We start from the raw sequence: 13325 nt of genomic DNA on the forward strand, positions 1-13325 counted from the left end.
AAGAGCGTCTTTTGTGCATCCTGCGTCACGAGGCATCGCTCGACGCCCCAAGCCAACGACCTGAGATAGCGCAGACAGCCCCAGACGGCCCGTCGCTCACGCTCTGAGTTGCGGTCAAGAGCCTAGGCAGCGAGGGCGTGCGGGCAGACTCGTCCCCGGTGCGCTCTGAGCAGCGGGGCGCTGAGAACCGTCCAACACTTCGTCGAGGGGTGAGCCCACGCGGAGATCTGGCGTGGTCCGCGAGCGCTGGCGTTGCTTATTTGGGGAGTGACTTGACCGCACCCTCGATCGCAGCCCGAGCGCCACCCTCAGCGGCCGCCTTGGCCACGCTCTGAAGAGCTGCCCTACCGCCGACGAAGACCAGGCCAGCTAACAGGGTGCTGAAAAACCCGGATTGGTGCTCGCGTTCTGTGTCTGGATGGAAAAGAATGGGGTCATGCGTGGAACGCCTGATCGTCAGCTTGCTCTGTTGTCGTCGTTGAGCACCGAGGACCTGATCCCGGCCGAGCACCCGATCCGGAGGATCCGTGTGGTGGTCGACACCGTGCTTGCCTCGATGGACACTTCGTTCGAGGCGATGTATGCGACGTCGGGACGTCCGTCGGTGCCGCCGGAGCAGTTGTTGAAGGCGTCGGTGTTGATGGCGATGTACTCGATGCGTTCCGAGCGGGCGTTCTGCGAACGCCTCAACTACGACATGTTGTTCAAGTGGTTCCTCGACCTCCCGATCGATGCAGCTTCGTTCGACGCTTCGACGTTCTCCAAGAACCGCCAACGCCTCCTCGACGCTGACATCGCCGACGAGTTCTTCGCCGCCGTGGTCCGCCAGGCGAAGCTGCGCCGGTACATGTCGTCGGATCATTTCTCCGTCGACGGCACCTTGTTGCAGGCGTGGGCGTCGCACAAGTCGTTCAAGCCCAAAGACGACTCGGGCAGCGACAACAACGAGGGCCCAAAGGGCCGCAACTCCGAGGTGCAGTGGCACGGCCAGAAACGCTCGAACGACACGCACGCGTCGACGACCGATCCGGACGCACGCTTGTATCGCAAGTCGAACAACACCGCCGCCCAGCTCTGCTACGCCGGTCACCTCTTGATCGAGCACCGCTCGGCGTTGATCGCCGATGCCGAGGTGACAGCGGCGACCGGGTTCGCAGAACGTGACTGCGCGATCGACATGTTGAAACGACTGCCGAAGAGTGGTCGGCGAAGAACGGTGGCGGGCGACAAGAACTACGACACGAAGAACTTCGTGAAAGACGTTCGCGCCGCCGGGTTCACGCCGCACGTCGCGCAGAACAACACCAACCGAAGATCGGCGATCGACGCCAGAACGACCCGCCACGCCGGCTACACCGTGTCGCAGCGGATCCGAAAGCGGGTGGAGGAACCGTTCGGCTGGATCAAGACAGTCGGCCAGGGCCGCAAGGTCCGCTACATCGGCAACGACCGGAACCGGGCCTGGTTCAAGATGGAAGCCGCCGTCTACAACCTGATCCGGATCACGGCCCTCGACGCCGCAACCGGATGAAGATCACCTCGGCAAGGTCGCCACCGGCCGCCTCCGGAGTCGGGGATCAGTGAGCGATCACCCGAAACCGACAACGGAGATCCCCGAAAACTGACATCGAAGACCAAGCCAGCGCAATGACAACGAGGCGGGCCGCCCTCGATCCGGGCGTCCCGCCCTCAGACCCCGAATTTCAGCACCCTGCTAAGACCACACCGCCCACCGACAGGCCAACCTTCGTGTTGAGACTCTCAATGAACTGCTTGTTCTCGCTGTCCTTCGCAGACTCCAGGTTGAGAATCTGCATGAGTAGATCCAGAACATGCCGCCGCTCTTCGGGACTGAGATCGTCTCTGTCGAGTTCCCCCCTGAGGACCCCCCTGACCTCTCGACAAGCCTCGTGAAAGTGTTCCTGACTTTGCTTATTGTGATCGAGCGAGGACTGGTGAGCGTTCTCGATGGTGTCGAGGGCGTCAGACGCAAAGCGCGTGAACTCAGGGAACTGTTCGATGATCTTCAGCGCATGCTCAGGCGGCAAGTCGGGCATCATCGCCGCGAATTGGATTATGTCGTCCTTCTTGACGTGGTTGAAGGACTCACGTCCAAGCCTCTTCAGTACTTCCCGCTCGACTTCGCTGTAATCCACAGAGTGATCTCCTTCGCCCATCGCCAACTGGCACTTGTCACGCAACGTATCCACCAGCACGACATCGTCTGGGGGGGGTACCGTCGCGGCGTCAACCTACTCGGCCAGCTGGAGGCCGCCTTGAATGACGGTGCCAAACTGGCGCGTCCGACGTCGTGAACTCCTCCCGCGCAAGGCCCGGCGGACCGCCTTCAGGACGCCCGCCCGACTGAGTCCTCCTACCAACCACCCAACTCCGAAACGCGTGGCGCCGACAGTCCTCGGGCCAGAGCCCCTCTCGGGTCCATGCACTGTTTGCCAAGTCGCCAACACGGCGACGGCGCTTGTGCCGACGGCGCCACGTCTCAAGCCGGAAAGTCGGGCGACGGGTCGGACGCAAGTAACGGCCGGCTGCGGCCCGTCCAGCGGTCGAGGGCCTCTCTGGCCGGGTCGTGGTCGGGAACCGATGCGAGGTGACGCTTCGGGCGGAGCGATGGGTGAATGTGGTGCTCCCAGCCTCCTTCAACGTCGGGCCAGGCTGCGGCGACGTCGTGGTAGGCGGTCCGAGCGTCGCCGTTGCGAACTGCGATCGCGACGGCCATCGCTCGACTCGGTTCCGTGCCGGTCGCCCGGCAGATGCCGATGACGGTGGCGGGTTCGAGATCCAGCCCGTACGCGAGCGCAGCGACCTTGGCCGGCTCATCATGACGACGAAGTGCTCGCTGGACGAGTTGCAGATCCGCCACCTGCTCCCCTGCTGAGCCGAGCGCAAGGTCGTCGGCGGTCGGCCGCTCGACGAGCGGGACGAGATCGTCGAGGTCGAGCGACTCGTCGATCGAGCGAAGGGCGGCGCGGGCCTCGGCGACGGTGAACAGGGTCGGTCGTTCGCCGTCGGCAACTCGATAGAGCAGGGCATCCCGGATGGCTTCGGGTTCAACGTGAAGGCAGTCGAGGACTCGGGCGACTTGCGTGGCTGACTTTCCTGACTCGGCGAGGATCACCGCCGCCTCGCCGGCACGGTGCCGATCGAAGGCGAGTTGCATGAAGTGTTCGCGCTGTTCGAGTTCGAGGTCGTCGAGGATTGCCTTCAGGAACCGGCGGTTCTCACCGTTTAGCAGGGTGCTGAAATTCGGGGTCTGAGGGCGGGACGCCCGGATCGAGGGCGGCCCGCCTCGTTGTCATTGCGCTGGCTTGGTCTTCGATGTCAGTTTTCGGGGATCTCCGTTGTCGGTTTCGGGTGATCGCTCACTGATCCCCGACTCCGGAGGCGGCCGGTGGCGACCTTGCCGAGGTGATCTTCATCCGGTTGCGGCGTCGAGGGCCGTGATCCGGATCAGGTTGTAGACGGCGGCTTCCATCTTGAACCAGGCCCGGTTCCGGTCGTTGCCGATGTAGCGGACCTTGCGGCCCTGGCCGACTGTCTTGATCCAGCCGAACGGTTCCTCCACCCGCTTTCGGATCCGCTGCGACACGGTGTAGCCGGCGTGGCGGGTCGTTCTGGCGTCGATCGCCGATCTTCGGTTGGTGTTGTTCTGCGCGACGTGCGGCGTGAACCCGGCGGCGCGAACGTCTTTCACGAAGTTCTTCGTGTCGTAGTTCTTGTCGCCCGCCACCGTTCTTCGCCGACCACTCTTCGGCAGTCGTTTCAACATGTCGATCGCGCAGTCACGTTCTGCGAACCCGGTCGCCGCTGTCACCTCGGCATCGGCGATCAACGCCGAGCGGTGCTCGATCAAGAGGTGACCGGCGTAGCAGAGCTGGGCGGCGGTGTTGTTCGACTTGCGATACAAGCGTGCGTCCGGATCGGTCGTCGACGCGTGCGTGTCGTTCGAGCGTTTCTGGCCGTGCCACTGCACCTCGGAGTTGCGGCCCTTTGGGCCCTCGTTGTTGTCGCTGCCCGAGTCGTCTTTGGGCTTGAACGACTTGTGCGACGCCCACGCCTGCAACAAGGTGCCGTCGACGGAGAAATGATCCGACGACATGTACCGGCGCAGCTTCGCCTGGCGGACCACGGCGGCGAAGAACTCGTCGGCGATGTCAGCGTCGAGGAGGCGTTGGCGGTTCTTGGAGAACGTCGAAGCGTCGAACGAAGCTGCATCGATCGGGAGGTCGAGGAACCACTTGAACAACATGTCGTAGTTGAGGCGTTCGCAGAACGCCCGCTCGGAACGCATCGAGTACATCGCCATCAACACCGACGCCTTCAACAACTGCTCCGGCGGCACCGACGGACGTCCCGACGTCGCATACATCGCCTCGAACGAAGTGTCCATCGAGGCAAGCACGGTGTCGACCACCACACGGATCCTCCGGATCGGGTGCTCGGCCGGGATCAGGTCCTCGGTGCTCAACGACGACAACAGAGCAAGCTGACGATCAGGCGTTCCACGCATGACCCCATTCTTTTCCATCCAGACACAGAACGCGAGCACCAATCCGGGTTTTTCAGCACCCTGTTAGGACGCTGACGGTCGTCTCCTGCTTCTTCCCGCCGAGTCCTGGAAGCGGAACCGCCTCGGGAGCGACCTCTTGAGCGGGTTCGGGAGTCGCTTCGGGTACGGCAGCCGTGATTCGGGACCCGATCTCGGTGACGTCATTGGTGTCGGCGATGCTTCGGGAGATGACGTCGGGAGCGAGGTCGATGCCGAGGTCGATCTCGATTGATTCGACAAGACGCTTCGTCGTTGCGAGGACTTGTTCGGCCGATCGGCGGACGTTGCTGATGTCGCCGCCCGCCCACGCGGCGATGTATGGGAGGGAGTAGTCGCCGGAGTCGAGGCCGATCGACTGGGCCAATAGGTAGGCGACGGACTCGGCTTCGACCTCCTTCACGGATCGATTGAGATCAGTCCGTCGTTCATGGTCGAGTTCGATGTGACCCCATTCGTGCAGCAGAGTCTTGAGCGCTTGCGGTGGTTCGAGGTCGTCGGCGACGAGCACCTGTCGGTCGGTCCATGACGTCCGGCCGTTCCACTTCTCGGCAGGCGTGCGGGTGTGGTGTGCGACGTCGAAACCGTCGGCTTCGATCCTTCCGGCGACCGCCCACCACACGTGCTGCCACCGGTCCTCGCCGATGAGTAGCTCGGGCATGATCTGTTCGGCGAGCGAGGGTGGGTCGGTGAGTTGTCCTTGGTGGAACACCTTGACGGTGCGGAAACCTCGGAGGCGTTTGCGGGTGGTCTCCTCGCCGGTGTCGTCGTCGACCTCGACCGACTTGGAGGTGAGCGGAGCGAGGATCGTCAGACCCTTCTCGCCCTTGGCAACTTGGCAGGTGCCGCCGCCGGTGGCGGGGATCTTCTGCCAGGTCGAGTAGCTGGCAACGCTTCCCTCGGCGCCCTGGAGGGCGAGCAAGAGTTGGTTGTTCGGCGAGTACCGGTGGAAGTGTCGGGCGGCGGCGAGGTAGTCGAGCCAGTCGTCGCTCGTGGCCAACGCGGTGAGTCGTTCGTCGAGGCGAGCGTGAAGGTCCTCGACGAGTCGGGCGTGATCGACTCGGGATCGGCGCGCAACCATCACGCCACCTCCCGATCGACGTGCACGGACTCAGCCAGCGCCAGGTCTTCCTCGACCGCCAAGGCGGGAACCGGTCGGGATGGCCGGCGACGTTCGGGAGTCGGCGTCCACGGTCCCGAGCCAGTCGGCCGAGACGAATCCGGAGGGGTCGGGACCATCGCCGCAAGGCGTCGGCTCTTCCACCACGGCCGCCCGTGCACATGGGCGGGCGGGATATTGGAGTGGATCATCAGCGCGGAGCCGTATGCAGGAAGCCTCGACAGGAAGTACGGCACGAGCGCCTCCGTGTGTGGCTGACCCGACAGCGACCTGCGGGAGCTGCCAACGACGTCGTTCGACCACGACCTCCGCTCGACCTCCTCCTCGCCGACGATCTTCGACACGTACCCCAAGGTCGAGTCGTCGGAGGAACCCGGGAAGAACAGCTTGGTCGCGTGATTGGTCAGCAACGTGTCGGCGCGCTTGCCATACGTCTCATGAATCTGGGCGTAGGACTGCCAGATCGTCACCAACTGAATGCCGATCCCAGCGCACGTCGACGACACCTCGGGCAGCCAGTCGAGGGGCATGTTCCCGGCCTCGTCGATCAGCATGAGCAGCGGGGCCGGAAGCCGGCGGCCGGTCATCTCCCACTCGTACGCCTGCGCTTTCAAGTCCGACAGCAGCCCGGCCAACACCGGTGAGAGGCGCTGGTAGTCGTCGAGCGACACGAGGAGGTAGAGCGTGTTGGCCCGGTCGCCATCAGGGCCCGTGTCCATCAGCCAGTCGAGGTCGACCCATTCACCATCGGCGTCGAGGTCAGTCGCCGCGGCGACGTTCGGGTCGAGCCACGGGTCGCACACCGTCTGCGCAGTCGCGTACACAGAGGCCACGATCTTCGGGTCGGCTTTGTTCCAGATCGCCTGCAGATGCTGTATCGCACCGAGCGCTGCGGCACTCTTCGTGGGGTCGTCGATCGCGATGTCGAGGATGTCGACCGGGCCGCATTTCGCACCTGGGTTCATGGGGTCCGGCATCGACATGTTGAACACCCACTTGGCGACCTCGTGCATCGAAGGCCGTCCCGCGAGCGCGGCGGCACCGAGGAGCCCGGCGAAGAGCAACTTGCCCTGTGTCGCCCAGAAGTCCATCCCACCCTCGACGCCCGACTTCGGCGTCCACGACGACAACGTTTCGCCCGCCTTCTTTGCTCCCGACTCGGTGTGCGCCGTTCGTAGCGGCGACCACTTCGCGACCTCAGACGGAGCGATCGTGATGTGGCTGCGTGACACGGCGAGGAAGCCGCCGGGGTCGAACACCCGGACCTCACCGAGCTGACGACGCCGCTCGACGGTCGTGTCCATCAGGTCGCGCTTGACTGACAACACGATTGCGGGTCCCGCCCAGTCGAGCAGCCCCGGGACAGCGCAGTGCGACGTCTTGCCACAACGAGTCGGCCCGCAGATCGCCAGCGACGTGATGTCGCCTTCTTCACCGCCGCGAAGCCGGCCCGAGAGCCGACCGAACCACCCGGCGCTTGCCGGCGCCCACCGCCGATTCTCCGTCGCCAACAGCCAGCGACCCCACGCACCGAACACGAACCGCCCCGGCACCGGCTTTCGGATGAGCAACGGGCGGAGCTCGCGACGGGTCGCGAATCGTGCGTGTGCGTCCACCCCGAGCCGGCGGCGAGACGGAGTGAGTCGCTTCCAGAGGACTCGTGCGGAGGCGAGCACCGCGATGACAGCGACGAGCACGAACCCGGTCGCCACCCAGTAGAGCGGAGCGTCGGCAACGCGATCGCGGACCGCGGTCGGCCAGGCATCGGCCGGTTGTCCGGGTGACGTTGCGAGACCGGGTATCGCTCGAAGCGCGTCACCCAACCCGGCAGCCAAGGGGCCTCGACCAGTGACTGCCGTGGACAACGCTGCGCCGCCCCAGACGACGACGCCGAGTGCGGCGCCGGCGAAGAGCACCGCGATCAAGAGTTGCTCGATGGGAGTGAGCGACGAGGAGGAACCAGTGGTGTCTGACATGGAGGCCAGATGCGTGTTCCCGACTCCCGGAAACCCTCCCGAATGGACACCCGCGCAGAAATTTCTCTCCCGACTTTTCACCGATCGGTTCCCGAATCAGGCAAACCCCCTGCTCAACGGCATCGAAACAGGCACAAGGGGCAATCGCGGTCGACAACGGAATCGGGAGGGTTTCCGGGAACCGGGAAGAGGACCGTGGCACGGGACCACACCCACCAACCCCTCCCCACGGAAGGTCCCGCCGCCATGCACGACTCCGTCACCACGCAACTCGAACGCCACTTCGAGCTACTCACCCGACACCAAGCACAGAAGCGTCTCCTCGCTCGATGGGGCAACGACCCCACTCTCGCCGGACGCACTCCGACCGCAATCCTCGACCTCTGCGAACAGTGCACCATCGACCAGAACCCCGTCGTCGCAGCGCTCCTCACCCGGCACCAGGCAGGCGACCCGGACGCCGGCACCGTGCTCTTGACGGCGATGCGGCCGATGATCAAACGCGTCATCACGCTCCGCCATCACACCGCGCTGAACCGAGACATGCTCGACAACTACTGGTCCGCCGCCAGCCACCTCATCGGGTCCGTCGATCCGGCCGTTCGACCGGTTCGGAGAGACGGCGAACCGACACCGTTCCTCTCGTACCTCGGTGATCGCGTCTACACGCATCTCCGCAAGCTCGACCCCGCCGGTCGGCGATTCGAGGATCGCAAGCGTGAAGACAAACTGATCGTTCCCGTCGACACCAGCCAGCACGACCACGACTACGTCCATCCCAGCAACCGCACCTCAGCGAGCAGCGTCGAGGACGCAGCGATCGCACGCGTGGAACTCGATCGAGTACGCGATGCAGTCGACAACGGTGCGATTGCAGCCGACCGGTGGCAACGCCTCATCGAACACCGCCTCGGCGTCGCCCCCGCCGCGCGGACTGCGAAAGATCGCGTCGCCATCCACCGCACCGCCTGCCAACTCGCCGGCATCGTCGGACACGCAGCATGAGGTCCGTCCGCGACAACCGAACCATCTTGCTCTACTCGATGAAGGGCGGAAGTGGCACGACCGTCACCGCAGCACTGACCGCGCTGTGGCTGCCGGGTGACTCGCTGATCGTTGATCTCGACGGCGACATGACCGACGTCCTCGGGATACGACCGCCGGCATGGACACTCGACGACTATCTCATCGACCCGAGCATCGGCAATCTCGATGACCTCGTGATCGAGGTCGCCCCAAGCGCTCGCCTCCTACCCAGCGCTCGGAGTGCCTGGCCCTCCACAGCGGATGAGCGACAGCGGCGGGCGCTTCACGACTGGCTCGATCGACAGCGCGGAACGATCATCATTGACGCGGGAACCGGAGTCCCTGACCCCGACCTCGTCGAACGAGCCGAGCGCACCCTCGTCGTCACCCGATCCTGCTACCTCTCGCTTATTCGCGGAGCCAGAAGTGGGTTCACTCCGGACGGTGTCATCGTCATCAAGGACCACCAGCGAGCACTCGGCCCGAGCGACATCGAACGCTCGCTCAATGCACCGATCGTCGCAACCGTCGACGTCGATCCGGAAATCGCTCGCATGGTCGACGCCGGACTCCTTGTCGCCCGTTCGGACCTCCACGGCCGGCAACTCGACGTGCTGCACACGCCCGGCGACGAATCAGCGACCGCACTCGATCGATGGCGAGAAGCGAAGCCCGGGCGATTCAGCCCTGACGTCGACTACGGCATGCAGTGGCAGAAGGCAGGCGCCTCCGACCAGCGTTGGCGAGTCAGCTGGAACATCGGATCCGGCGACCTCTACGCCATCGACCAACGCGACCAGCAGGTCATCGACATCGCTCACTTCGACACGCAAGACAACGCAGATCGTGCCATCGAGGACTGGGCCGAACTCCACCGACGACCCGACGGGCTCGACAAACTTCAAGTTCGACTTGACGGCGGTTCTCCGAGCCACGACCTCGCGTTGCCGTAGTCGTCCCTCTCTGCGGAGTTGCACCGTATGCCCACGATTCACCTGCGAAGCGGAGGGGAACGCAACCGTTCGGCGATGGCAGCAGAACGGACCTACTCCGATCCCCGAAACGCGTGCCCCGCAGAAGCACTTCGGGGACGCGCATCGCAAACGAACGGTGATTGTCATCGGACGGTGTTACCCGACGGTCCGCGAGGTCATCAGTGCTACTCGGGAAGGCGTGGCCTGCGATCGTAGAGCAGGGGTTGCGATTCTGAATCAAAGTCGCCTTCTCGGACAAAGTCCGCTACTTGACTTCGGAAGTCCCAGACCCCGACCTTTGACAGGTCTGTAAGCAGAGCAACGTCGGATGACCGGTAGGCGTCCGCGGGGCTCTCTAGCACGGTGATCCGGCGCGGGTACTCGTCCTTGACTTCGTACCAGGTCCGAAAGGTCCGATTGATTGACGCCGCATCGCCGGCCCCCCTCGCTGAAATTGCTTGCAGAAGGGTCCACCTCCCACCTTCCTGGATCGCGACGTCCACGACGTATCGGCCACCAGTGCGACCCGACACCTCGAACTTCTTCTCGACATTGTCGAACTGTGATTCCACAAACGTTGCGAAGGTGTCGGAGAACATTGGTGGTCGCGGAGGAGTGCGGAGCGCTACCAACGCATCTATCGCAATCATTGCTGACGCGAAATCGAACAAGGCTCGGCCAACGTCGTCGGCCGGTACCTCCATGGACAGGTCGTAGTCCGGGGACCACTGGACGCCGTACCCTCGTGCTGTTCTCTCAATCGCGGAACGGGGTGCTTCGGGGTTGAATGAGAACCCGGACGTTCTCAATCGCGCCTGCACTTGACCGAAGTCAGAGAGGTTCGCCAGACCGCCCTCCATCGGCGCAACCAATATCTCGGGATGGTCGCCGTCAGGGAAGCTAAGTGGCGATACGACAAGAAGTTCCGTGGCTCGCACCGTCGTGCACGACCAACCGTCAGAAATGGCTGAGACCATCTGGTGTCGAAGATGGTCGCAGTCCATAGAAGTCATTGTGCAACCTCGAGGGGTGGGTCCACCCAGCAACTCTGGGGGTCGATGCCGCATTCGTTGCAGAATGCTCGAAAAACCGCCTCATGCTCACCTGGCTCCGGACTATCGACTGGTGAACTCGTGTCTGGAATGTCGTCGGGCGTGTAAGCGAAGGCATCGCCGAAACCGTCCCGGTATCGGTGCTTGTGCGTTCGCATCGCCCAACGTTCTGGGACACCCATCTCGCGTGGGTTCGTGTGACTGCCTCTTACATCAAGCCGGCGAATCACTGCGTGACCGACTTGGCGGAGGTTGAAGCTGTACTTCCCCGGCATCGTCGGAGGGACATGGATGTCCATCACCAGGTCTGCTTCGATCCCTGGCCCAACGACCGCGACGGTCGATGTCAGTTGTAAGCCGTGCCGTTGCCACCTCACCGGCGTGTCGATCTTCATTGAGACGTTCTCGATGATGTAATCAGCTTCGAGTGCCGACAGCGCGCCTGACATGGTTGACAGTAGAGCAGTTCGGCCCGGTGAAGCATGGCATCGTGGCAAACGCTGACGTCTCATATGCAGTTGACCCGGTTCTGCCGACATCCTGCGACCGGTCCAAGCGTCCCTATAACGCCGGGCCAGGGTGGCCTCCAACAATGTCACCGACCGCCGGCTGAAGGACCGCCGCCAACAACCACCCGAGAGCGGTTCGATCCACTCAGATCATGCGGCGTTGCCCAACGTTCAGGCGGCTGCGCCACGATCGCCTTTTACTCGCACTCGCAGTAGGGCAAGGCGTTGAAGCACTCCTGGCACGGCAACGCAACTGCCTTCGCCTGCGACGACGATGCCGCCTCGGAGTACCCAGGAAATGCGATTCGAGAAATCCCGGGGTACACGCCTGAGGGGAACGCACTGTCCGGGGCGAGTTCGTCGACCACATCGATATGGCCGACATGAAGCCACGCCACCCGAACACCAGCAGCACCCATGAACCCGAGATACGCACCCGATCTGATCGGCTTGGCGCCGACGATCTGAGCGACAGCGCCGCCCGACTCGAGCGCGCGAACAGCGATCTCCACGTTGTGCGCGCTTGTCTTTTCGAAGCCGAGCATCGCTTCACGGATCTCATCGGACGTCATTGGTGCAGTCTGACCGTCTCAGTCGACGTTCACGAACTCGGCCCGACGAACCACCCGAACCGACGACCAGACATACGGAAACAGCGTCTCCAACCCTGGTGCGGCGCGCCGATCACACGCATGTCGGGAAGCCGTCCTGGCGCTCGAGACTGCGCGAGATTGAAACAGGATGGCGGGCAGGCTCGACCGACGACGCGAGCCTCAAGTGTCACCCAATGCCGGATCAAGGGCACGACTCGTCGTCCGCCGACGCATCTCCTGCATTGGCGCAAGCAGCGGAACCGAAGCCGCATGGAGCGCGCCGCTCAGGCGATGCCGAACCCGAGCCCGCATCGGGGAGAGCCTGCCTGAACCCGCATCCCGAGGTCGGCACTCGCCTGTCGTCTCAGTACCGTGCCGTCGTTCTCCAGCCATTCCGTGGCATCGTGCCCGTCGGGTGGAACGAGGTTGCGCGCCTGTTGCTCGCCGCAATAGCGGAGTTCGTTGAGCAATCGGTGAGCGCCGCGTTGGCCGGCCTCGTCGGCATCGAAGCACACGACGACTCCATCGTGGGCACCTTCAACCAAGTCCGCCACAACCCGCCGATGGACGAGTTCGGTTCCGAGCACTCCGACCGATGCGTGTCCGTGTTCGGCCACGGCGAGTGCGTCGGCGATGCCTTCGCAGACGACGAGTGGACCGCCGGTCCCGCTGCCGATCGGTCGCACCCATCCAAGGCGCGGGTTGGCGGCCCATTGCCGGCTGGGGTTGTCATACTTGCCTCGGCCATCGGGCGGCTCGAGGAATCGAGCTTGGAAGTACGTGATCGCTCCAGTGCGGTCGAGGGCTGGGTACACCGCAGCAGGCCAGCCACCGGGGAAACCCTTCGGCCGGGGAAGGTACCGCCGGCCGGGGTCGGCGCCGACCTTGTTGAGGGCGAGGATCTCGTCGCTGTACCCACGAGCGTTGAGCCACTCACGCACCTGTCGACCTGAGCCGGTCCAGAGCAGCTTGGCGCACCGCTCGACGTACTCGATCACCTCGGGTGCCGGCTCGCCGACGGGTCGGCTGGGCGCAGGCGGATTGCGGTCGACGGGTTCGAGCCGTGCGTAATTGTCGTTGAGCCAGCGGATGGCGTCGGCCACCGGGAGACGGCGGGCCGCGACCACAGCGTCGATCGCTGTGCCACCGTGACCGCCAGACCAACACTTCCAACGTTCGACTCCGCTAGCCGTCGTGTGAACGGCAACGGAGGGGTGAACGTCGGGATGGTCGGGGTCGGGGCAGTTCCAGGTTCGGCGGGGTCCGTGGCCGTGACCTGTGGTGAGTGCGTCGAGGAGTTGGGCGAGGTCGACGCGGGCAAGAAGGTCATCCCGGTCGATGCGATAGTCGCCCGTCGACATCACCCACCGCCTATGCAGCCATCGCTTCGTCGGTTGTAGGAACTTCCCGGAATCGCGAACGGTCCGGAGTTCCAACGTGGGCATGCGGGTCAGTCGCCGTGCCGGTTGACCGACTTGGCCTGAACCTTGACAACTGGTCGGGATTCCTGA

At 64.1% G+C, this 13325-nt stretch carries 12 protein-coding genes; 3 read left to right on the forward strand and 9 right to left on the reverse strand.

Features of this window, described 5'->3' with window-relative positions; translation table 11 throughout:
* Positions 1 to 436: 436 nt before the first annotated feature.
* Positions 437 to 1531: an IS5 family transposase gene (locus ACE37B_RS10995; protein ID WP_409922866.1), complete on the forward strand. Its 1095-nt coding sequence runs from the start codon at positions 437 to 439 to the stop codon at positions 1529 to 1531.
* 172 nt (positions 1532 to 1703) lie between these two features.
* On the opposite strand, the gene ACE37B_RS11000 is transcribed toward ACE37B_RS10995, so the two are convergent.
* From ACE37B_RS11000 to ACE37B_RS11020, 5 genes are all read right to left on the reverse strand, one after another.
* Positions 1704 to 2210, reverse strand: a complete 507-nt coding sequence (locus ACE37B_RS11000) for a hypothetical protein (RefSeq protein ID WP_409923370.1) — start codon at positions 2208 to 2210, stop codon at positions 1704 to 1706.
* 290 nt (positions 2211 to 2500) lie between these two features.
* Positions 2501 to 3178 carry a hypothetical protein gene (locus ACE37B_RS11005; protein WP_409923371.1) on the reverse strand — a complete coding sequence of 226 codons (678 nt, stop codon included), beginning with the start codon at positions 3176 to 3178 and terminating at the stop codon, positions 2501 to 2503.
* Positions 3179 to 3433: 255 nt separating this feature from the next.
* Positions 3434 to 4528: an IS5 family transposase gene (locus ACE37B_RS11010; protein WP_409922866.1), complete on the reverse strand. Its 1095-nt coding sequence runs from the start codon at positions 4526 to 4528 to the stop codon at positions 3434 to 3436.
* A gap of 52 nt (positions 4529 to 4580) precedes the next feature.
* Positions 4581 to 5645, reverse strand: coding sequence for an ArdC family protein (locus ACE37B_RS11015; protein ID WP_409923372.1), 1065 nt, complete (start codon positions 5643 to 5645; stop codon positions 4581 to 4583).
* A complete protein-coding gene (locus tag ACE37B_RS11020; protein ID WP_409923373.1) occupies positions 5645 to 7660 on the reverse strand; it encodes a type IV secretory system conjugative DNA transfer family protein in 2016 nt (671 codons plus the stop codon). Before ACE37B_RS11020 ends, ACE37B_RS11015 begins: the two co-directional genes overlap by 1 nt.
* Before the next feature lie 246 nt (positions 7661 to 7906).
* Here ACE37B_RS11020 and ACE37B_RS11025 point away from each other — a divergent pair, with 246 nt between their 5' ends.
* A complete protein-coding gene (locus tag ACE37B_RS11025) occupies positions 7907 to 8665 on the forward strand; it encodes a hypothetical protein (protein WP_409923374.1) in 759 nt (252 codons plus the stop codon).
* On the forward strand, positions 8662 to 9639 hold the full coding sequence (locus tag ACE37B_RS11030) for a hypothetical protein (protein ID WP_409923375.1): 978 nt from the start codon (positions 8662 to 8664) through the stop codon (positions 9637 to 9639). The genes ACE37B_RS11025 and ACE37B_RS11030 overlap by 4 nt, the downstream gene beginning before the upstream one ends.
* A gap of 206 nt (positions 9640 to 9845) precedes the next feature.
* On the opposite strand, the gene ACE37B_RS11035 is transcribed toward ACE37B_RS11030, so the two are convergent.
* The 4 genes from ACE37B_RS11035 to ACE37B_RS11050 form a co-directional block, all read right to left on the reverse strand.
* Positions 9846 to 10727 (reverse strand): DUF1828 domain-containing protein, encoded by an 882-nt coding sequence (locus ACE37B_RS11035; protein WP_409923376.1) that lies wholly within the window; start codon positions 10725 to 10727, stop codon positions 9846 to 9848.
* Positions 10670 to 11161, reverse strand: coding sequence for a DUF6978 family protein (locus tag ACE37B_RS11040; RefSeq protein ID WP_409923377.1), 492 nt, complete (start codon positions 11159 to 11161; stop codon positions 10670 to 10672). The genes ACE37B_RS11035 and ACE37B_RS11040 overlap by 58 nt, the downstream gene beginning before the upstream one ends.
* A 257-nt stretch (positions 11162 to 11418) precedes the next feature.
* Entirely contained in the window at positions 11419 to 11793 is a 375-nt protein-coding gene (locus tag ACE37B_RS11045) for a hypothetical protein (protein ID WP_409923378.1), read from the reverse strand.
* Between the two features lie 305 nt (positions 11794 to 12098).
* The gene (locus ACE37B_RS11050; protein ID WP_409923379.1) at positions 12099 to 13175 is read right to left on the reverse strand and encodes a toprim domain-containing protein; all 1077 of its coding nucleotides are present in this window, start codon (positions 13173 to 13175) and stop codon (positions 12099 to 12101) included.
* Between the last annotated feature and the right edge of the window lie 150 nt (positions 13176 to 13325).

Source organism: Ilumatobacter sp. (assembly GCF_046290335.1).
Classification (GTDB): domain Bacteria; phylum Actinomycetota; class Acidimicrobiia; order Acidimicrobiales; family Ilumatobacteraceae; genus Ilumatobacter_A.